This is a genomic window from Bradyrhizobium sp. JR4.1, from assembly GCF_040548605.1.
Taxonomy (GTDB): Bacteria; Pseudomonadota; Alphaproteobacteria; order Rhizobiales; family Xanthobacteraceae; genus Bradyrhizobium; species Bradyrhizobium canariense.
In genome coordinates this window covers 987573-1008072 of the sequence record NZ_JBEPRY010000001.1, presented here as the reverse complement: position 1 = coordinate 1008072, position 20500 = coordinate 987573, and the positions used below count along the sequence as shown (strand labels likewise).

Here is a 20500-nt window from a genome sequence, read left to right as displayed (position 1 = left end):
CTAAGGAAAAAAGCAGATCAGCGTTGGGGGAGGCGGGCTCTGATGTCTTTGCGCCGAAGTCCTTCTCGGATTGATGAGTCGAACTCAGCCTCAAGGAGCGACCGTGATCTTTTTAGAATTGATCGCTTAATTGCATTATCGCAAATTCGCTCAACGTCAGCGAAGGACATACCTTTTAGCCGCGCTGCTTTTTCTGCAAGCGAGAAGGACGCGGGGAAATTCTTTAGTTTGATCTCGAAAAGCCGTCGAATTTCGCGCTGAGATGGATAGTCGAAAATCACGACCTCATCAAAACGTCGCCAGATAGCGGCGTCTAAGCTTTCTTCTAGATTGGTCGCGGCGACAAGAAATCCTTTTCCCTTGAAGCGATCGATTAGCATCAACAGGCTGTTGACCACTCGTCTCAGTTCATTGTGCTCGGAGCCGTCGGCTCGGGCCCTCGCGAGCGCATCAAATTCATCTAAAAACAAAACACACGGCTGCTCAGCAGCGGTCTCGAATACCTTTCGTATGTTTGTCGCAGTCTCACCGAGGAACGAGGAAATGATTGCATCCAGCCGAGCCACGATCAGAGGCAAGCCAAGTTCGTGGGCAAATACCTCTGCAGTGAGAGTTTTCCCGCATCCCGGCGGGCCGCAAAAGAGCAGCTTTGAGCGAATCGTTAGTCCATGTCTGCGCAGGAGGTCGGCCCCACGGAACTCTTCCATTAAGCCCAAGAAGGTTCGTATGTTATGGGGCGAGAGGACGAGCTGCTCCGGCGTTCGCTGCGGAACTACAACTTCCACTAGATTCGAAAAGGCAGCACTCTTGGCAAGTTTCAGCGGAATCAACGGGAGGCCAGGTTCTATTGCCGTGACTGGCTTGCGCCGAGGAGACCTCATACGTGACCCGCTAAGTGTCCGATATTTGAGCGAAATTAGATGTCAGAGGGCCTAGGAAAGTGGGTGGGGAAGTTCGCCCGGTTCCACGAGCAGCCAAGCCGATACTGCGAAGACAGTAGGACACATTCGCGTGCGTCGCACTGACGAACTTGGTTATCCAAAGATGATAGCGAGTTGACGAACAGCGCTGCGTAACAATCCGTAGAAAAACAAAAAAATTATGCTTTAGAATCAAGGTGTAAAGGGCTGCAATCCTTTCCTGGGCATCACTTTTGAACTTCGCATCAGTGGCTCGCCTGAACGTCAGGTTTTTGCTGGCACCCGCGCAAGACACGGCCAGTGCTGCGCGGAAAGTCCTGGATTGCTTCGTCGCAAGGGCTCCTCGCAATGACGGAGAGTAAGGTTACAGCACAGCCCTACATCCGCATCACTTCACAAAGCCAAGTCCTTCGCGCGCCGTGTCCACGGCCCATTTGTCGGCCGGCGGAAGCGCGAGCACGCTGTTGAAGTCCGCGCGCGCATGTTTGGGGTCGGACATCATCATGTAGAGGAGAGCGCGGTTGACCAGGGCGAGCTGATTTTTCGGATCGAGCCGGATCGCCTCGTTGTAGTCGGCGAGCGCGCGATCGTGCTGTCCCATGTCCCGAAACAGACCGGCGCGACTCTTGTAGGCTCCCGAATTCTCCGGCTGTAACCGGATCACTTCGTCGAAATCGGCAAGGGCGCGTTTGTCGTCGCCCTTGCCGTGCAGGACGACGCCGCGAACGAGATAGGCCTTTTCGAAAGACGGCATGATCCTGGTAACCTCATCCAGCTCCCGGATGGTGCTGTCGGCATCGTCCTTCTTCAGGAACACCATGGCCCGGCAATAGTGGCCGCCGGCCCTTCCGGGCTCCAGACGGACGGCGCTGTCGCAGTCGTCCAGAGCCGCATCGATCTCGCCCTTGTTGAGACGAACGGTGCTTCGCAACTGATAGGGCCAGGCGGCGGCCGGATTGCGCTGCATCGCCTCGCTGTAATCGGCGACGGCATGATCGGTGTCGCCCTTCGCCGCATACGCCTCCCCTCGCATGATGAGCGCACGGTAGGCCTGCTTGGGGCTGCGTTCGATGGCCTCGGCGAAGCCGGCGATCGCGCGATCGAAATCGCCCCTGCTGAAATACTCCTCGGCGCGCGAGGTGTAGGACGGCCCATAATTTGGGTCGAGGCGAATGGCCTCGTTGTAGTCGGCCAAAGCGTGATCGCGATCGCCTTTGGCGGAATAGGCGCGACCGCGGCAATTATAGGCCCGCCCGAAATTCGGATCGATCCGGATCGCGGCGCTGCAATCCTCGAAGGCGCGATTCCAGTCGTGCTTGATGTACCAGGCTTCGCCGCGCAGCTCGTAAGCGACCGCATTGGTTGCATCGGCTGCAATGATCTCGGTCTTCTCCGCGATGACGCGGTCGTTGGACGCCTCGTCGGCGCGGGCCACGGCGGTGGCGACAATGGTGACGGAGCAAAGCAGACCGAAAACCCGCCCGATCGAATTGCAAATCATCTTGCAAAATCCCCGCGCCGAAACCGTGCCGGAGATGAAATATCGCAGCACCCGGCTGCCCAATATGTCGCAGACGGCGCTGCGTCGGTTCGAGGGAGAAGGGTTACGCCGCGGTTGCCGGCGGCAGTGCCAGCACCGAATAGATCGCCTGGGCGTCGCGCGAGGCGCGGAGCTTTTTGGCGATGTCCTGGTCGCGCAGCAGGCGGGCGATGCGGGCGAGCGCCTTGAGGTGATCGGCGCCGGCGCCTTCGGGGGCGAGCAGCAGGAAGACGAGATCGACCGGCTGGCCGTCCATCGATTCGAAATCGATCGGGCGATCGAGACGGGCGAACAGGCCGAAGATCTTTTCCAGCTTGGGCAGCTTGCCGTGGGGAATGGCGACGCCGTAGCCGACCGCGGTGGTGCCGAGCTTCTCGCGTTGCAGGAGCACCTCGAACACGGAACGCTCGTTCTGCCCGGTCAGCTCGGCGGCCTTGGCCGCGAGTTCCTGAAGCGCCTGCTTCTTGCTGTTGACCTTCAATGCCGGGAGAATCGCCTCGGGCGCGACCAGATCGGTAATCGGCATGGAAGTCTTCCGAGGTGAATGAAAACGTCAGGTTCCGAATTGGCCAGCCTGGACAAAGAACCTGGGCGGGCCGACGTCAAGAAGATGAAGCAGGAGGCGGACTTAGCTCGCCCCTGATGTGGGGGGCTTCTACTCCAACGCAATCCCGGTGCCAACTCCCGCGTGCAGCTTTGCCCCGGTCATTGTTAAGGCGGAAAGGAGCCCCCGCGCCGGGCCGCAGGGGCGTCGCCCGACGGCCTCAGGCCTTGCCAGCCACCTTGCCGTCCGCCTTGACCCCCGGGGGGTCGATCCAGCCGACATTGCCGTCGGCCCGGCGGTAAATGATGTTCACCCGGCCCGAGGAGCCGTGCTGAAACACCAGGCAGGGCGCCCCGCTGAGGTCGAGTTCCATGACTGCTTCGCTGACGGACAGCGGCTTCAGCGAGGTGGTGGCCTCGGCGATGATGACGGGGCTGTAGCCGGTGATTTCGTCCTCGTCCTCACCTTCGCCCGGCGCCTCCAGCACGTAGCTGGTGGCATCCATGGCGGCCAACGCCGCGGAGGCGACATGGGCCTTGCGGGCGGAGCGGTCCTTGAGCCGGCTCTTGTAGCGCTTGAGGCGCTTCTCGATCATCAGCAGCGCCTGGTCGGCACTGGCATAGGCATCCGGTGCGTTCGAATCGGCCTCAAGCGTAATTCCCGAATCAAGATGCAGCGCACAGTCGGTGCGGAAGCCGAAGCCGTCCTTGCTCAGCGTGATGTGGCCGGAATAATTACCGTCGAAATATTTGCGCAGGACCTCTTCAGTCCGGTCGGTGACGCGGCCGCGCAGGGCCTCGCCGACGTTGACGCTCTTTCCCGAGATGCGGAGAGTCATGTGAACCTCGCTTGGTTCGTGCCTGGCCAGGATCGGGCCCGATAGCGGATCGAGAGTAGCGCGATTTGGCGCCGACGCAATCAGGCCGGTTCGGGATTGCGGGAGCGATCGGCCATGGCGGTGGAGAGGACGTTACCAAGAGCGCTCTGCTTGTCGCGACGGCGTTGCACCGAGGAAGGAATGCGCATGGCTTCGCGGTACTTCGCGACCGTGCGGCGGGCGATATCAATGCCCGAGCCGCGCAAGCGTTCCACGATGGTGTCGTCGGACAGGATCGCGGACGGCGCCTCCGCATCGATCAGCAGCTTGATGTGGTGACGCACGGCTTCGGCCGAATGCGCCTCGCCGCCATCGGCCGAGGCGATCGAGGCCGTGAAGAAATATTTCAGCTCGAACGTGCCGCGATTGGTCGCCATGTATTTGTTGGCGGTGACGCGCGACACCGTGGATTCATGCATCTGGATGGCGTCGGCGACGGCCTTCAGATTCAGCGGTCGCAGATGCGCCACGCCATGGGTGAAGAAGCCGTCCTGCTGGCGCACGATCTCGGTTGCGACTTTCAGGATGGTGCGAGCGCGCTGGTCGAGCGCACGCACCAGCCAGGTCGCGTTCTGAAGCGCGTCGGTGAAATACGATTTGTCGCCGTCCTTGCCGATCTTCCTCGAGAGCTGCGAATAGTAGGTCTGGTTGACCAGCACGCGCGGCAAGGTGTCGCTGTTGAGCTCGACATGCCAGCCGCCATCGGGGCCCGGGCGGACATAGACATCGGGCACCATGGTCTGGAGCCGGGCCGTACCGAACTTCATGCCGGGCTTGGGATTGAGCCGGCGGATCTCGCCGATCATGTCGGCGATGTCCTCGTCGTCGACGCCGCAGAGCTTGCGCAAGGCCGCGACGTCGCGCTTGGCGAGGAGATCGAGATGCTCGACCAGGGCCTGCATCGCGGGATCGTAGCGGTCGAGCTCGCGGAGCTGGATCGCCAGGCATTCGCTCAAATTGCGCGCGCAGACGCCGGGCGGATCGAATTTTTGCAGCACGGCAAGGACGTTCTCGACATCCTGCTGCGATGCGCCCAGCCGTTCGGCGGCCTGGCCGAGATCCGGGGGCAGATAGCCGGCCTCGTCGACGAGGTCGATCAAATACTGGCCGATCATGCGCTGCGCTGCGCCGGTGAAGGCAACCGAGAGCTGCTCGGCGAGATGGTCGCCGAGCGTGGTCTCCGCGGCGACGAAGGCTTCGAGATTGTAGTCCTCGTCACCGGAGGCGCCGCCGCCCCATTCGGTATAGGTGGTCGGCGCCGCATCCTGGGCGTTGCGCGCGGCCGCTTCGGCGGGTTCCTCGGAGAAGACGTTGTCCAGCCCCGTGTCCATGGTCTGCTCGATCTCGGCGCGGGTGCCGAGATCCTTGCTCATCCACTCTTCCTGGCCGGGCTCGAAGGCTTCGCCCGGGCCGCCGCCCGGCTCGTCGTTGTGGCCGCCATCGCTGTCGTTGAACTGGCCGGTCTCGGCCGGGCCCTCGCCCACGGGCGGCTCGTCGTTGGCCCGTTCCAGCAACGGGTTACGCTCGAGTTCCTCTTCGACGAACGTCGTGAGATCGAGGTTGGACAATTGCAGCAGCTTGATCGCCTGCATCAACTGCGGCGTCATGACTAGCGACTGCGATTGCCGGAACTCTAATCTCTGCGAAAGCGCCATGAAGCAAGAACCGATCCCAAAAAGTTGGTCCGATTTTTGCTTATCTTAGTCCGAGCCCGATGTACACGTCTTGACGAAATGGAAAAACGGGCTAGAGGCGGAATTCCTCGCCAAGGTAAAGGCGGCGCACGTCCGGATCGGCGACGATCTCATCCGGGCTGCCCTCGGTCAGGATTTCCCCGGCATAGACGATGTAGGCGCGATCGGTGAGGCCGAGCGTCTCGCGCACATTGTGGTCGGTGATCAGCACGCCGATGCCGCGGTTGGTGAGATGGCGGACGAGGTCCTGGATGTCGCCGACCGCGATCGGATCGATGCCGGCAAAGGGCTCGTCGAGCAGCATGTAGTTCGGACGCGTCGCCAGCGCGCGCGCGATCTCGACGCGGCGCCGCTCACCGCCGGACAGCGCGATCGACGGCGATTTCCGCAGGCGCGTGATGTTGAATTCGTCGAGCAGCGAGTCGAGCTGCTGCTCGCGCTTCTTGCGCGAGGGCTCGACCACTTCGAGCACGGCGCGGATGTTCTGCTCGACGGTGAGACCGCGGAAGATCGAGGCTTCCTGTGGCAGATAGCCGATGCCGAGCCGTGCGCGCTGATACATCGGCAGCTTGGTGACGTCGTGGCCGTCGAGCTCGATGGCGCCGCGATCGGCCTTGATCAGGCCGGTGATCATGTAGAACACGGTGGTCTTGCCGGCGCCGTTGGGCCCGAGCAGGCCGACCGCTTCGCCGCGGCGCACATAGATGCTGACGCCGCGCACGACTTGGCGGCTGCCAAAACTCTTTTCCACGCTATGCACAGCCAGGAAGCCCGGCCGCTTCAAGAGCTGAGGCCCGCCGGAACCGTTGGCCCTGCCGGCAGCCCTCACGGGATGAACCGCCTGGGCCCGGGGCGGCTCGGCCTCATAGTCGCCTTGGAACTGATCGGGCGCATGCATCGGCTGGTTCCGGGCGATCGACGGCGCGTCCCTGACTGGGCTGGCCACGAGGCCGCCGACGCTGTCACCGAGCGCGGTGATGTCCTGGCGCGCAAATCCTGGCCGGCCGCGTTTGGCGGGGCGCCGACGGAACATGCTGAAGAGATCGACCATCCCCGCCTTCTAGCCTTTCGCGACGATCCTGCGCGATCTTCGCGCGATCTGCCGCGCCGGCCTCAGCCGACGCAGCATGAATGAAGGCATGTCTCATGCCCAGTGAAACACGCCCGAAAAGCGGCGAACCCCGCTTCGAAAGCCCTTCGCGCTAGATACAGTCTCGCCGGGCAAGCTTCAACCTCGGATCGGGAGTCTCCAGATCAAGGCGTTGAAATCGCGAACGGAATTTACTTTGGCTTGTTTCCGCCGGGCAACTGCAAAGGCGGGGCCGCGCCCGGGGCCACCGGCGTCCCGCATTTGCCGTTCTGTCCGCCCTGGGACTGGATGAACAGGCCTTGCACCCTTCCGCTGTCCGACTCCACCCTGGAGACGCCCGTGGTCATGTCGACCAGGAGGCGGTCGCCGCGCAGCACGTTCTGGCACTGGGTCAGCACGACCTGGCTCCCAGCTCCGCCGAGCATGGTGATGAGATTGGTCTTCGTATCGAACACCGCGGTCTCGCCGGTCACCACCTGGTCCTTTTGGGTGACCACGACATTGCCGCGTGCCTCCAGCCGCTTGATCGAGGAGCTACCGCCCGGGCCCGGTGTCGCCGACTGGATCGGCGCCGCCTTCGCACCCTTTGCTGCCGCAGGCTGCGGCGTCGCCGGCTTGTCACCACCCGAGTCGTAGAACACCACCAGCGTCTTCGAGGTCATGGTGGTATCGCCCTGCACGACCTTCACGTTGCCCGAGAAGGTCGCCTCCTTTTTCTTGTCGCGCATCTCTAGCGATGCAGCGTCGATCTGGATCGGCTGATCGCGGTTCTGCGAAAAACCCTGCATCGCGTTGGGCACGCTCGCCGAGCTCTGTGCGTGCGCCGCATCTGCAGTGAGCAGCAAGAGACCGGAGACAAGCGTCGCTACACTGACAGCAATGCGACGCTTGCTCAGATGAAGATGGGTCATGAGAATCATTTTGAATTCGCGGATTTGTTCTTGGACTTCGCCGCCGGCGGCGGCGTGGGCTCGACCGGCGCGGGCGCGCTGGCGGCGGGATCGTCCAGCTTGTCGAGGTGCATCACCACATTGCCTTCGAAGCGGATGACGTCGCCGCCCTCCGTGATCCGCAGCCGATCGGCGGTCAGCGTTCCGTTGGTCAGCTTGACGTCGACATGCTCATCCGAGGAGACCGTGCCCTTGCCCATGTCGACGAAGGCCGAGTTCAGCCGCGCCTCGTAGCCGGTCGAGGTGCGCAGGAAGATGTCCTTGTGCAGGTCGAGCTGCTGCTGCTTGTTGTCGAACCTTCCGGTGCGTGCATCGAGAAACAGCGTCGATTGGTCTTCCATCAGCACTTTCGCGCGCAAATCATGGAGATCGACATGATCGGGATCAGTGATGTCCTGGGTCGCGGTCTTGGCCCAGAGCTCGTAGGGCCGTTGGTCTGGAGTGAAGCCGGACATATGCGGCGATTCCATCGTGATCTTGGTGCCTGTGACCACGAGATTTCCGGAGTCGAGCTTCACGGGGATCTGGAACGGGTTGAAAATGGTCGAGATAAGGACGAGCAGACCCATTGCCGCAGCCACTGTCGCTGGCACCGCGACGCGCAGAATCCGCACCAGGCGGCTGTGGCGCGCCGCGCTGGCGAACTTCGCCGCAAGCGCGGCATCATAGGTGACATGATGGGCCGAATTCACCTGGGCTCCTGAGGTGTCGCTCGCCTGGTCCGGCTGGCGGGCGCCCCATTGTAGCCGGCAACGCCAAAATATGCAGCCAGCGACAGGCCGTTACGAAAGTGTCTGAAACGGGGCGACCGCCCCAACCCGGCCGCGACGCGAAACGCTAGGAATGCGCGAAAATGTCCTCTTCGGCCCAACCCTGGAGATCGAGCAAAGCACGGGTCGGCAGGAAGTCGAAACAGGCCTTGGCCAGCGCGGTGCGGCCTTCCCGCGCCAGCATGGCATCGAGCCGCTCGCGCAAGCCGTGCAGATGCAGCACGTCGGAGGCGGCGTAGGCGAGCTGCGGCTCGGTCAGGCTGTCGGAACCCCAATCGCTCGATTGCTGCTGCTTGGAGAGGTCGACATTGAGCACCTCGCGCACGAGGTCCTTGAGGCCATGGCGGTCGGTATAGGTGCGGATCAGGCGGGAGGCGATCTTGGTGCAGTAGATCGGCCCGGTCATGACGCCAAACGTCTGGTACAGCACCGCGACGTCGAACCGCGCAAAGTGGAAGATTTTCGTGTTCGCGGGATTGGCCAGCAGGGCCTTCAGGTTCGGCGCGTCGGTATGACCCTTGGGGATCTGCACCACGTCCGCGCTGCCGTCGCCGGGCGAGAGCTGCACCACGCAGAGCCGGTCACGATGCGGGTTCAGGCCCATGGTCTCGGTGTCGATCGCCACCGCTCCGGTGTAGCGGGACAGATCGGGCAGGTCGCCGCGGTGCAGGCGTACGGTCATGGCGTTTCAAACCTCAATCGAATAGGTGCGCTTTTGCAAGCTAATCCCCGGGACAGATGCTGGCGAGGGCCGGCCGCGATGTATCCGCTGGCAGCCGCCGGCGCAAGCATCAGGCGCGGCTAGTAATTCAGGCGCACGAGCACGTCGTTGGTGGCGAACGGGCTGGCGGGCGCATCGCAAGCGCCGCGTCGAGCGAAGACGCAGGCCGGCTTGTCATCGCTCATCATCGCGCAACTTCGTTGCGAGAAATCCGCCGGCAGCTCGCTGGCCAGGCTCGCCGGGCCGATGATGCGGTTGAACCCGGCCTGGTGCGTCTGCACCACAGCCGGAAGGCGTCCCTTGGCCAGGGGGTCGTCCCGATAAAAGGAATAGATCGGCTTGCGGGCCGCGAGCTGCCCGCGTCCGGGCACAAAGGGATAGTTGATCGCGTAGAGGGCCAGACCGCAGGCTTCAGGATCGGCCTCGAGCTCCGCCATCAACTGGGCCACGCCGATGCCGCGCATCCAGTTGTCACGCATGATGAGCGTAGCGCCCGACAGACCGAGCGAGAGCAGCAGCCAGCCGCCACATACGACGGCGAGTGCCCGGGAGCGCCACGCGCTTTGCCGGCGCATCATCTCGACCCAATCGGCGGAGCCAAGCGCCGCCGCGATGATCAGCAGAGCGATCGACAGGAAAATGAAACGGTATTCCTTGTGCACGATCATGCTGTGAAACGCGACGTTCACGACGGCCGCGACGATCAGCAGGGGGGCATGTCGCCAGCCGCGCCAGAGCGCCAGCAGCATCAGCAGCGTCGCGCCCGACCACAGAATTGAAGCCTGCAGAACGTACGCGGCCGCCGGCGCGTCACCGAATTCCGATGCCCGGTCATGCAGGAGGTTTTGCTGAATATTCCGGACGAGCCACGCAAACGGCGCTGAGCCGTGGGCCAGGTCGAGGGCGCCGGACAGCGCCAGGACGATGCAAGCGCCCGCGACCAGCGCAATCGCGTTTCGCAGGTCGCGCCAGCACGCCGCCAACGCAAACACCGAACAAGCCGGTACATATTGAAAGCGCCAGACACAGGCGAGAGCAAGCAGTGCGCCTGCGGTGAAGAGCCGGTTTCGCGCGAGTTCGCCCGTCAGCAGATAGGCCGCCGGCAGGATCACGGCCGTCGCCAGCGGTTCGCTCAGCGTGTGGGGCGCGTAGTAGACCAGCTCAAACCAGACCGCGGCGGCAAACGCCGCGACGACGGCATGCGATCTGGAGATGCGTTCGCCGAAATGCCAGGCCGTCACGACGATCGACAACGAGGCAAGCCCGACCACCAGGCGAGGCACGACGAAGGCGCCCCACCCGCCCGGCGCAAGCCAGTCCCCCAGAGCGACCGGCCCTGCGAACAAGGTCGGCAGAAACCAGCTCCGGATACCGTCGCGCCATTCCCAGGTGACGACCCCCTGGTGGCCAAGCAGGCGCCAGGCCGGCTCGAGATATTGATACAGCTCGTCGACGTGAACGATGTTCGGCCAGAAGGCGAGCGGCAGCCGGACTGCCGCAGCCAGCAGCAGCAATGCGCACAAGGCACCGTACCGCGTCGCGAAGCTCTCGGCTCTGACGGTGGGCGCGATGTCGGGCAGAGCCGCGGCGCTGGTGGTCATTGTCGTTTGGTGTCGCCGGCCAAACCGGAGTGGGGCCTGACGTAAACGGTCTCGTAAGCGCCGGTGTATTGCTCGCGCCAGCCTCGCCGCTCCACCAGAAACTGCCGCAGCTGTTCGTGCGCCTTGACCCACAGCACCGCGTCGATCCGGTATTTGTCGAGCACCATGTCCCACGCGGCTTCGTCGATCTCCCAGCTCACCAGCTTGAAATAGTCGCGCAGCAAATCGTCCGGATAGGCGGTCGCGGCGCGACCATCGACGAATGGGGGGACGGTGCCGTGCGTCGCGAAGATCAGGTAGCCGCCGACGTTCCAATTGTTCAGGACCCGCCGACCTGCGAGATGCTCTCGCAGGTAGCCGGCATCTTCGCTCGACAGCATCGGCGGAAGCGCGAGCGCCGGCGCAACGCGCAAATAGACAATCGGCAGGGTGCCGAGACCGACGATGCCCGCGGCCAGCAACGGTCCACGCACGTCAAGCGCAGTGAGACGCCGAGGCAGCAAGCGGCTGAGGTGAAGCGCCATCGGTGCGGTCGAGAAGATGAAGAAGAAAGCGATGTACCTGAACTGATACAGTCCCAGAATCAGGAACAGCCAGGACATCAGTCTCGGCTCGAGCGGGATGGGCCTGGAATTTCTGTAGCGGAGCTCGAACGCGACAAAGGCCAGCATGTACAGGATGCCGGGAATGCTGCCCGGCATTTCCATGTTGTGATAGTAGGACAGCCATTCGCCGATATTGCCCTGGACGAAGTGCCCCATCGTCGCGGCGGCACCGGCATAAATATTCCAGCCGAGCGGATTGACGAAGGTCGCGGCAAGGCACGCGATCCCCGCGAGAGCAAGGATCCTGAGGTCGGCCCAGGCCCCTCTGAGCACGGCGCCACCGCAGAAGACGCCGATCACGAAAAAGCCGAGCAGGAAACCGCCGTGCAGATTGGCCCAGAGCACCATCAACAGGGGAAGCACGAACCATCGCGTTCGTCTCAGGCATTCGCGATAGAAGACGACGCAGAACAACATCGTGCATGTATTCGGCGAGACCGCGAGATACATGTTCGGCGAGGCTTCGTATGCGGGATAGAGCAGGCAGGCCAAGAAGACCGAAACGCAGACCGCGATCGCCGACGCGCCGTAGCCAAGAGAGATCGCGGTCAGGATGCCGACGATCGCCGCGCCGCAGGCCGCCGTCAGCAGGACGAGGCCGCCAAAGCCTGCGTATTGAAACGTCGCACTGGCAAGCGCGTCCCAGAGCCAGGACAGATTGAGCCATGGCTTGTCGCCGTGGGTTGACGACCAGGGGTCCTGCAGCGGGATGGCGTTGCGTTCCCGGATGAGATCTCCGGCCGCCAGATGCCAGCCCAAATCGTAGTGACCGAGCAGAAGCGGCGCGTTCAAGACGTAGAACAGGCAGATGAATGAGATCAGGAACAGATAAATCCCCGATCTCAGGAAAAACGGGCTGATCGCGTTCGCAACCTTGTCGAATGCCGGCTCGTGCCAGACCTGGTGCTGATCCACCGCTTCCCTCACGACAAAGCGAGCCCGATGGCTCCGCGCTCGCCGACGGCCGGATGCGAGCCTGCCGGCTGACTTAGGACCAGTTTGTCTAAAGTGGGGTAAATTTGGATCGTGCAATCGAGGGGGTTTGGCGGAATAAATTCGGCTGGAGGGCGGGCTTCCGAAGCTTTCAAGCAGCTGTTTAGACTTGAAAATTCCAGCGTCCAATAATAGTTATTAGAGGTCGAACGGAGGTTCCGGTATGGCTGTGAGCGCCGATTTAGGAGAGACGCTCGAGAGCGTGATGAACGAGCTCGTGGCGTCCGGTCGATACCATTCCAAGAGCGAGGTGCTGCGTGAGGGCGTACGCCTCGTCCAGGAAAGAGAGGCCAGGCTGGCGGCCCTGGACGCTTCGATTGCACGCGGACTCTCAGATGCCGACGCAGGCCGGACCAGAGCGGGCTCTGACGTGCTCGATCGGCTCGAAGCCAGACTGGCGGTCCAGACGGACGGCAAGTGATCCTCACCGTCAGCGCTGAGGCAGAGGCCGATCTCGAACAGATCGTGGCGTATGTCGCGGAGCAAAGTCCTGCGAGCGCCCTCAAGCTCGTTCGCACGCTACGAGAAAAATGTGAGTCTTTGCTGGACGCCCCACGCGCCTATCCCTTGGTGCCGCGCTACGAGCAATTTGGTGTGCGCAGGGGTCCGTTCGGTCAATTTCTGATTTTCTATCGTGTGGGTGACGACGCGGTTGAGATCATTCACATCCTCCACAGCGCGCGCGACTACGAGGCGTTGCTGTTCCCTGAGGAGCCCGACAAGCAATTTCAATCGCTTAGGGAAAAGATGGTGCCCAGGAAAGGACTCGAACCTTCACGGCCGTTAAGCCACTGGCACCTGAAGCCAGCGCGTCTACCAATTCCACCACCTGGGCATGCCGGTTAGGCACGGAGGCGGTTACTACGGTTCGGTGACGCGGTTGTCAATTCATGCTTGAACCCCGCTTCGGGATGCGGATTGCGCATCGCAAACCGGCCCGATACAAGCCTGACGAGACGCACTCTTCCCGCAGGAACGACCCCAGGAATGGATCCCATGGCATCGAATCTGGACACGCTCGTCACGGTTTTCGGCGGATCGGGGTTTTTGGGCCGGAATGTCGTCCGCGCACTGTGCCGGCGCGACTACCGGATCCGGGTCGCGGTGCGGCGGCCGGAGCTGGCCGGGTACCTCCAGCCCTCCGGCAAGGTCGGGCAGGTCCACACCGTGCAGGCCAACGTGCGCTATCCGGCCTCGATCGAGGCGGCACTGCGTGATTCGCAGGTCGTGATCAATCTGGTCGGCATCCTCGCCGAGGGCGGCGCGCAGAGTTTTGATGCTGTCCAGGCCAGGGGCGCCGAGACCGTCGCCAAGGCGGCCGCGGCCGCTGGGGCAGACCTGATCCATGTCTCGGCGATCGGCGCCGACGCGGAATCGCCCTCGCGCTATGCCAGGGCCAAGGCGGCTGGCGAAGCGGCGGTGTTGGCCGCGGTGCCGTCGGCGACGATCTTCCGCCCCTCCGTGATGTTCGGCCCCGAGGACCAGTTCACCAACCGCTTCGCGGCGCTGGCGCGGATGTTGCCGGTGGTGCCGCTGATCGGCGGTGAAACCAGGATGCAGCCGGTCTATGTCGGCGACGTCGCCACCGCGGTCGCGGATGCCGTCGACGGCAAGGCCAAGGCGGGCGCGACCTACGAGCTCGGCGGACCGGAAGTGCTGACCATGCGCGAGATCATCGAGGCCATTCTCGAGATCGCCGATCGCAAGCGAATGCTCATGCCGCTGCCGTTTGGCCTCGCCCGCTTCAAGGCCAACTTCCTGCAATTCGCGCCGGGCGCGCTGAAGCTGACGCCGGACCAGGTCACGCTGCTCGCGCGCGATAATGTGGTGTCGGACGCGGCGAAGGCCGCTGGGCTAACGCTGGAAGGCCTCGGCATCACGCCCGACTCGCTTGAAGCGATCGCCCCGCAATATCTCTGGCGCTTCCGCGCCGCCGGGCAATTCCAGCGCAAGAGCGCGTAACCATCCCCCACCGTCATGGCCGGGCTTGTCCCGGCCATCCACGCCTTTTCAAGGGCCAAGAACGTGGATGCCCGGCACAAGGCCGGGCATGACGAACTTCAACGTCTGGACTGCAGTTGTTTGACGTTCGGGTTTACCGCCCCAGCGCCAGCGCGATCAGGCCGAGCGTGCCGACGATCACGCGCCACCAGGCGAACACCACGAAGCCGTGGCGAGTGACGTATTCCAGGAACGTCTTCACCACGATGATCGCGGTGACGAACGACACCACGAAGCCGATCGCGACGATGCCCATGTGGTCCATCGTCATCTCGGAGCGGTTCTTGTAGAAATCGTAGGCGAACGCGCCGATCATGGTGGGAATGGCGAGGAAGAACGAGAACTCCGCCGCCGCGCGCTTGTCGGCCCCCAGGAACATCGCCGCGACGATGCTGGCACCGGAGCGCGACACGCCCGGGATCATCGCGATGCACTGCGCGATGCCGATATAGAGATACATCAGCAACGGAAACCGGGTGGCGTCGTGCTCGCGCGCCTTGAGATCGAGCTTATCGACCCAGAGCAGGATGGCGCCCCCGACGATCAGCGAGAAGCACACCACCCATGGATTGAACAGCATGCTCTTGATGTATTTGCCGGCGACGAGACCGACGACGACCGCGGGCAGGAACGCCACCAGCACGCCGAGCACGAAGCGGCGTGCATAGGCGTCGCCCGTGAACATGCCGATTGCGACGTCCCATAATTTCTTGAAGTACAACACGACGATCGCGAGGATCGCGCCGAGCTGGATCAGGACCGTAAACGAATCCCAGAACGCGCCTTCGCCGAGATGGAAGAAGCGTTCCGCGAGCAGCAAATGGCCGGTCGAGGACACGGGAAGGAACTCGGTCACACCCTCGATGATGCCGAGGATCACTGCCCGGATTGCATCTGACATATTTACGGTCCATTTCGGCTGGAAAAGCGGGGATCTTCTCGCCCATCCGCTCCCTTGCTGCAATCGCAAAATGCGGCGTCGCGCCCTTGCTTCGCGGTTTTGAATGACTAGTGTGGCGCCGCACAAAACATTGATGGATTCTTAAGCACCATCACATAGTCAAAGGCTTCATGTTTACGCTGTTTCATCATCCGTTCTGCCCGCACTCGCGGTTCATCCGCCTGATCGCGGGAGAATACGGGCTTGAGCTGAAGTTGATCGAAGAGCGCAGCTGGGAGCGGCGCGAAGCATTTCTGCTGCTCAATGCGGCGGGCACGACGCCCGTCCTGGTGGACGACGAGCAGCCGCCGATCCCGGGCGCGGCGATCGTCGCCGAATATGTCGACGAGGCCTATGGCTCCGAGATGGGACTGAAGCGCCTGATGCCGGACACGATCGGCGAGCGCGTCGAGGTCCGCCGGCTGATGGCCTGGTTCAACGAAAAGTTTTTCGAGGAAGTCTCTCACCCGCTCGTCACCGAGCGCATCTACAAGCGCTTCATGAGCGAGGACAACGGCGGCGGACCGCCCTCGGCCGACGTGATGCGCGCCGCCAAGGCAAATGTGCGCTATCATCTGGCCTATATCGGCTGGCTGGCGCAGACGCGTAATTTCCTCGCCGGCGACCGGCTCAGCTACGCGGATCTCGCCGCCGCGGCGCACCTCTCGGCGATCGACTATCTGGGCGACGTGCCATGGAGCGAGGACGACGCGGCAAAGGCGTGGTACGCGCGGGTGAAATCCCGCCCCTCGTTCCGTCCGCTGTTGAGCGAATGGCTGGCCGGCGTGCCGGCGTCGCGGACCTACGTGGACCTGGACTTCTGAACTCCGATCCGACCGAACTGAAGACGGCGCTTGCAAACGAGGCACGTGCGCTCGGCTTCGATTGCATCGGCATCACGGAGCCCGGCACGATCGAAAGCGCCGGAAAGCATTTCCTCGAATTCATCGCATCCGGCGGCCATGGCGACATGGACTGGCTCGCCGCGCAGCCGGAGCGCCGGGTCGATCCGCGCGGGCTGTGGCAGGACGTGCGCAGCGTCATCATGCTCGGCGTCAACTACGGCCCCGACCAGGATCCGCTCGCGATCCTGCAACAGCGCACGCGCGCGGCGATCTCGGTCTATGCGCAGGGCGACGACTATCACGACCTCATCAAGAAGCGCCTGAAGGCACTGGCGCGATGGCTGGTTGCGACCTCAACTTGTGAGGTGAAGCCTTGCGAAGTGAAGGTGTTCGTCGACACCGCGGCCGTGATGGAGAAGCCGCTGGCGCAAGCCGCGCATCTGGGCTGGCAGGGCAAGCACACCAATCTGGTCTCGCGCGAATTCGGCTCCTGGCTGTTTCTCGGCGCGATCTACACCACGCTGGAACTGCCGCGCGACGATTCCGAGATCGATCATTGCGGCTCGTGCCGGGCGTGCCTCGACATCTGCCCGACCGCCGCCTTCCCCGCGCCCTACAGGCTCGATGCAAGGCGATGCATCTCGTATCTCACCATCGAGAACAAGGGACCGATCCCGCGCGAATTTCGCAAAAACATCGGCAACCGCATCTATGGCTGCGATGATTGCCTCGCCGCCTGCCCCTGGAACAAGTTCGCGCAGGAGGGCCGCGAGGCCAAGCTCGCCGCACGTGACGTTTTGCGCGCGCCGGGTCTCGCCGAGCTCGCACGGCTCGACGACGCTGCGTTTCGTGCGCTGTTCACGAAGTCTCCGGTCAAGCGCATCGGCCGCGAGCGCTTTTTGCGCAACGTGCTGATCGCGATCGGCAACTCCGGCGATGCGGCACTGGCGGACGAGGCGCGGCGATTGCTGGAGGATGAGAGCGCGCTGGTGCGCGGGGCTGCGGTGTGGGCGCTAGGGCAGTTGATGCCGCGGGATGAGTTCGAAACGATCAGGACGAATGCGATTGCTGGCGAGCGCGACGAAAGCGTGCATGAGGAGTGGCGCACCGCCTCCTAGTTCCTCTGCTGTCATGCTCCGCGAAAGCGGGGCATCCAGTACGCCGCGGCGTCTCGACTGAACCACAGCCGTCTCGGAGTACTGGATCGCCCGGTCAAGCCGGGCGATGACACCGTTGTTTTGATGAGAGCGCTTCGCGCCTCCTCACCATGAGGATTGAGCATCTTGATTTCCCCGCAGCTTCCCGCAAAGTCGCGCGTCATGACAAACATGCCTTTCTTCACCCGCGACGGCGACACATTCCATCCGACGGAAGTCGCCAACGGCCCGTGGGATCCGAAATCGCTGCACGGACGCGTCATCATCGGCCTGCTCGGCTTCGCCATCGAGGAGCGCCATTCCGGCCCCGAATTCGTGCCGGCGCGGCTGACCGTCGATATGTTTCGGCTTCCGACCATCGACAAGCCGATCGAGATGACGACACGTCTGGTGCGCGACGGGATGCGCATCCGCGTCGTGGAAGCAGAGTTCTTATCCGGCGGCGTCGGCATGGCGCGCGCTTCGTGCCAGCTGTTGCGGCGAACGCAGAATCCGGACGGCAATGTCTGGTCGCCGCCGAACTGGGACGTGCCGAAGCCGGCCGACATTCCCAAGCCGACCGATCCCAGGCTCGGCATGAACGGCAAATGGACCACGCGACCGATCGTCGGCCACATGGGCTCGCTCGGGCCACGAAAGCTCTGGATGAGCGAGGTGCGCGAGCTGGTCGCGGGCGTGCCGATGACGCCGTTCGTCCGTGTCGCTACCGGCGCGGACTTCGCCAGTCCGTTCGCCAACGCCGGCGACAAGGGGCTCGGCTACATCAACAGCGACGTCACGATCTATCTGCACCGCCTGCCGGTGACGAACTGGATCGGCTTCGACGTCGTGAACCACCAGGCCACCGATGGTGTGGCGATCGGCGAGTGCTGGCTGTACGATGAAGCGGGCCCGATCGGCACCGCCACAGTTGCGGCGCTGGCGCAGCGCAAGCCGATGGTAAACCCGTCGAAGCGGTAGGTACGCAAGAACGACGGCTAGCCAAAATGCCGCTGCATTTCCGGCCGCGCCTTGAGTTCCGCGCCCTGCCTGGCGACGATCTTCGCGATTCTATCAGGTGCAAACTTCAAATCGACAAACGCCGGCGCGGTGTTGGCGACCTCGTGATAGCTGACGATCCTGCCGTCTCGAAGCGTCATGATCGCCACGCCCTCGAACATCGCCCGCGCGCCATTCGCCTCCGGCAAGGTCGAGCGATAGCTGAACGTGTAGCGCGCATAGAGCGTGGTGCTGTTCGATACCGGGTCGTGCATGTCCCAGCGGAAGTCGGTCGCCGTGCGGTAGAACCAGTCGTCGATCATCGCGGCGATCTTCTCGCGGCCGGCGAAGGCGCCATAGAACACGTCGTGATAGACGCCGTCCTCGGTGAAGAGATCAGCGAAGGCTTTTCCGTTGCGTTGTTCGACCGCGTCGCAGAAGGCGCGCAGCATGGCGGTGGTGGTCATCGGCGATTCTCCCCTCCCATTCTCAGTCATGCCCGGGCGTGACCGGGGCATCCAGTACGCCGCGGCTTCTCGGCTTGAGCACGAGCGCCTCTGGAATACTGGATCGCCCGATCAAGTCGGGCGATGACACCGAGTGCTAGGTCGCGATTTCACCCGATCTCGGCCACCGCGGCAAGAATGCGGGCGATGTCCTGCGGGCGCGAGAGGCGGTGATCGCCGTCCTGGATCATGGTCAGCACGACATCGTCGGCGGGCAGGCGATGAGTCAGCGCGAACGCGTGCTGCCAGGGCACGTCAGGATCCTGCGCTCCTTGCAGGATGCGAACGGGACAGCCGAGGTCGATGGCGCTGCCGAGCACGAGATGGTTGCGCCCCTCCTCGATCAGATTCCGCGTGATCGGATAGGGCGAGCCGTCGCCATAATCCGATGGTCTCAGCCAGACGCCTTTGGTCTCGATCTCCTTCTTCACCGCGGCCGAAAAATTCTTCCACATCAGCTCCTCGGTGAAATCGGGCGCCGGCGCGATCAGCACCAGGCCCGCCAGCGAGGCTTTGGCTTGCTGTGTCTCTTGCCGCTTTTTGATTTCGCGCGCGAGCAACAGCGCCATCCAGCCGCCCATGGACGAGCCGATCAGGACTTGCGGGCCGGCGCAGAACCGCTCGAACACCGCGACGCTTTCCTCGAGCCAGCGCCCGATGGTTCCGTCGACGAAATCCCCGCCGGATTCGCCGTGGCCGGAATAATCGAACCGGACCAATGCACGGCCGTGATCCCGGGCCCATTCGTCCAGCGCCACGGCCTTGCTCCCCTGCATGTCCGATTTGAACCCGCCGAGCCAGACCAGTCCCGGTCCTTGAGCAGATTCTTGACCAGATTCTTGCGCTGCGCGGCGGCGCACTGCGATCCGGCGTGCGGACGGGCCCTCGCCCACATCGATGAAGTCGAGCACGGCATCGGGAATTGCAGGGGTCATGGAACGTTTACTCTGGCTGTGCAGTTTGAGCTGTCCGGACGCGCTCCGCAGCGCAGCCGGACGTCGGCATTTGCCCTTTGGGACGCTTGCGGAACGGAAGCAAGGTGTCTATGTCCCTCTGCGTGCCCCGCCGTGGCCAAAATGCCTCGCATTTGAGGCTTTTTCGACCGCCGCACGAGCGATTGCTTGCCGGCAACCGTATCTTCCTGCAAAATAGCCGCCTCTTTTCATAACTTTGGAGAACCACCCATTCGCCGTCCCAATAAAGCCCCGCCCACTGCCGCCAAAGACGGGCCGCGCATCAATGACGACATTCGCAATGCGCAGATCCAGCTGATCGATCAGACCGGTGACAACAAGGGCACCATCGAGACCGTCGCGGCTATCCGCCTGGCCCAGGAAGCCGGCATGGATCTGGTCGAGATCTCGCCGAACGTCAGCCCTCCCGTCTGCAAGATCATGGACTACGGGAAGTATAAGTATTCCGCGCAGAAAAAAGCCGCCGAAGCCCGCAAGCGGCAGAAGATCGTCGAGATCAAGGAGATCAAGCTCCGCCCGATGATCGACGACCACGATTACGAAGTGAAGATGCGCGCCATGCAGCGGTTCTTCGAAGAAGGCGACAAGGTCAAGATCACCCTGCGCTATCGCGGCCGCGAAATGGCGCACCAGGAGATCGGCACCAAGCTGCTCGACAAGATCAAGACCGACGTCGCCGAGCTCGCCAAGGTGGAGCAGGACGCGCGGTTCGAGGGCCGTCAGGTCGTCATGGTGCTGGCGCCGCGCTGACGCGAGTTGTTCAGGATTGAGAGTTCAACGGCCCGTCCGGCTTT

Annotated in this window: 20 protein-coding genes, 1 tRNA gene and 1 pseudogene; 7 read left to right on the top strand and 15 right to left on the bottom strand. The window is 63.1% G+C overall.

The window, feature by feature from the left end:
- Positions 1–17: 17 nt before the first annotated feature.
- From ABIB90_RS04840 to ABIB90_RS04790, 11 genes are all read right to left on the bottom strand, one after another.
- Positions 18–830 (bottom strand): AAA family ATPase, encoded by an 813-nt coding sequence (locus ABIB90_RS04840; RefSeq protein WP_354200324.1) that lies wholly within the window; start codon positions 828–830, stop codon positions 18–20.
- 478 nt (positions 831–1308) lie between these two features.
- A complete protein-coding gene (locus ABIB90_RS04835; protein ID WP_354200323.1) occupies positions 1309–2421 on the bottom strand; it encodes a tetratricopeptide repeat protein in 1113 nt (370 codons plus the stop codon).
- 103 nt (positions 2422–2524) lie between these two features.
- Entirely contained in the window at positions 2525–2986 is a 462-nt protein-coding gene (gene ptsN, locus ABIB90_RS04830) for a PTS IIA-like nitrogen regulatory protein PtsN (protein ID WP_027514736.1), read from the bottom strand.
- A gap of 238 nt (positions 2987–3224) precedes the next feature.
- Entirely contained in the window at positions 3225–3842 is a 618-nt protein-coding gene (gene hpf, locus ABIB90_RS04825) for a ribosome hibernation-promoting factor, HPF/YfiA family (RefSeq protein WP_007598572.1), read from the bottom strand.
- Between the two features lie 80 nt (positions 3843–3922).
- On the bottom strand, positions 3923–5536 hold the full coding sequence (gene rpoN, locus ABIB90_RS04820) for an RNA polymerase factor sigma-54 (RefSeq protein WP_354200322.1): 1614 nt from the start codon (positions 5534–5536) through the stop codon (positions 3923–3925).
- Positions 5537–5627: 91 nt separating this feature from the next.
- Positions 5628–6626, bottom strand: coding sequence for an LPS export ABC transporter ATP-binding protein (lptB, locus tag ABIB90_RS04815; protein ID WP_354200321.1), 999 nt, complete (start codon positions 6624–6626; stop codon positions 5628–5630).
- A 230-nt stretch (positions 6627–6856) separates the two neighbouring features.
- The gene (locus tag ABIB90_RS04810) at positions 6857–7585 is read right to left on the bottom strand and encodes an LptA/OstA family protein (RefSeq protein ID WP_354200319.1); all 729 of its coding nucleotides are present in this window, start codon (positions 7583–7585) and stop codon (positions 6857–6859) included.
- Positions 7582–8307, bottom strand: a complete 726-nt coding sequence (gene lptC / locus ABIB90_RS04805; protein ID WP_354168486.1) for an LPS export ABC transporter periplasmic protein LptC — start codon at positions 8305–8307, stop codon at positions 7582–7584. The genes ABIB90_RS04810 and lptC overlap by 4 nt, the downstream gene beginning before the upstream one ends.
- A 145-nt stretch (positions 8308–8452) precedes the next feature.
- A complete protein-coding gene (locus ABIB90_RS04800) occupies positions 8453–9067 on the bottom strand; it encodes a ribonuclease D (RefSeq protein WP_007598566.1) in 615 nt (204 codons plus the stop codon).
- 119 nt (positions 9068–9186) lie between these two features.
- The gene (locus ABIB90_RS04795) at positions 9187–10707 is read right to left on the bottom strand and encodes a glycosyltransferase family protein (RefSeq protein WP_354200318.1); all 1521 of its coding nucleotides are present in this window, start codon (positions 10705–10707) and stop codon (positions 9187–9189) included.
- Positions 10704–12227 carry a hypothetical protein gene (locus ABIB90_RS04790; RefSeq protein ID WP_354200317.1) on the bottom strand — a complete coding sequence of 508 codons (1524 nt, stop codon included), beginning with the start codon at positions 12225–12227 and terminating at the stop codon, positions 10704–10706. Before ABIB90_RS04790 ends, ABIB90_RS04795 begins: the two co-directional genes overlap by 4 nt.
- A 241-nt stretch (positions 12228–12468) precedes the next feature.
- Here ABIB90_RS04790 and ABIB90_RS04785 point away from each other — a divergent pair, with 241 nt between their 5' ends.
- Both ABIB90_RS04785 and ABIB90_RS04780 read left to right on the top strand, forming a co-directional pair.
- Positions 12469–12726 carry a type II toxin-antitoxin system ParD family antitoxin gene (locus ABIB90_RS04785; RefSeq protein WP_354200315.1) on the top strand — a complete coding sequence of 86 codons (258 nt, stop codon included), beginning with the start codon at positions 12469–12471 and terminating at the stop codon, positions 12724–12726.
- Positions 12723–12983 (top strand): annotated as a pseudogene (locus ABIB90_RS04780) (type II toxin-antitoxin system RelE/ParE family toxin); the annotation flags it as partial. The gene ABIB90_RS04785 and the pseudogene ABIB90_RS04780, both read left to right, overlap by 4 nt.
- A 70-nt stretch (positions 12984–13053) precedes the next feature.
- Here the strand turns inward: ABIB90_RS04780 and ABIB90_RS04775 are convergent.
- A tRNA-Leu gene (locus ABIB90_RS04775) sits at positions 13054–13140 on the bottom strand.
- Positions 13141–13301: 161 nt separating this feature from the next.
- Between ABIB90_RS04775 and ABIB90_RS04770 the strand changes: the two genes are divergently transcribed.
- Positions 13302–14267 carry a complex I NDUFA9 subunit family protein gene (locus tag ABIB90_RS04770; protein WP_354200314.1) on the top strand — a complete coding sequence of 322 codons (966 nt, stop codon included), beginning with the start codon at positions 13302–13304 and terminating at the stop codon, positions 14265–14267.
- Positions 14268–14400: 133 nt separating this feature from the next.
- On the opposite strand, the gene ABIB90_RS04765 is transcribed toward ABIB90_RS04770, so the two are convergent.
- The gene (locus tag ABIB90_RS04765) at positions 14401–15207 is read right to left on the bottom strand and encodes an undecaprenyl-diphosphate phosphatase (RefSeq protein WP_007598554.1); all 807 of its coding nucleotides are present in this window, start codon (positions 15205–15207) and stop codon (positions 14401–14403) included.
- 170 nt (positions 15208–15377) lie between these two features.
- Here ABIB90_RS04765 and ABIB90_RS04760 point away from each other — a divergent pair, with 170 nt between their 5' ends.
- From ABIB90_RS04760 to ABIB90_RS04750, 3 genes are all read left to right on the top strand, one after another.
- The gene (locus ABIB90_RS04760; RefSeq protein WP_007598553.1) at positions 15378–16070 is read left to right on the top strand and encodes a glutathione S-transferase family protein; all 693 of its coding nucleotides are present in this window, start codon (positions 15378–15380) and stop codon (positions 16068–16070) included.
- Positions 16019–17209, top strand: a complete 1191-nt coding sequence (queG, locus tag ABIB90_RS04755) for a tRNA epoxyqueuosine(34) reductase QueG (protein WP_354200313.1) — start codon at positions 16019–16021, stop codon at positions 17207–17209. Before ABIB90_RS04760 ends, queG begins: the two co-directional genes overlap by 52 nt.
- Before the next feature lie 201 nt (positions 17210–17410).
- Complete coding sequence (locus tag ABIB90_RS04750) at positions 17411–18208, top strand: acyl-CoA thioesterase domain-containing protein (RefSeq protein WP_035993858.1); 798 nt, start codon at positions 17411–17413, stop codon at positions 18206–18208.
- 17 nt (positions 18209–18225) lie between these two features.
- Here ABIB90_RS04750 and ABIB90_RS04745 read toward each other — a convergent pair whose 3' ends face one another.
- Together ABIB90_RS04745 and ABIB90_RS04740 are read right to left on the bottom strand one after the other, a co-directional pair.
- Positions 18226–18693, bottom strand: coding sequence for a nuclear transport factor 2 family protein (locus tag ABIB90_RS04745; RefSeq protein ID WP_354200312.1), 468 nt, complete (start codon positions 18691–18693; stop codon positions 18226–18228).
- 149 nt (positions 18694–18842) lie between these two features.
- Entirely contained in the window at positions 18843–19667 is an 825-nt protein-coding gene (locus tag ABIB90_RS04740; protein WP_354200311.1) for an alpha/beta hydrolase, read from the bottom strand.
- 249 nt (positions 19668–19916) lie between these two features.
- Here ABIB90_RS04740 and infC point away from each other — a divergent pair, with 249 nt between their 5' ends.
- A complete protein-coding gene (infC, locus tag ABIB90_RS04735) occupies positions 19917–20456 on the top strand; it encodes a translation initiation factor IF-3 (RefSeq protein WP_085349942.1) in 540 nt (179 codons plus the stop codon).
- The last annotated feature ends 44 nt before the right edge of the window (positions 20457–20500 follow it).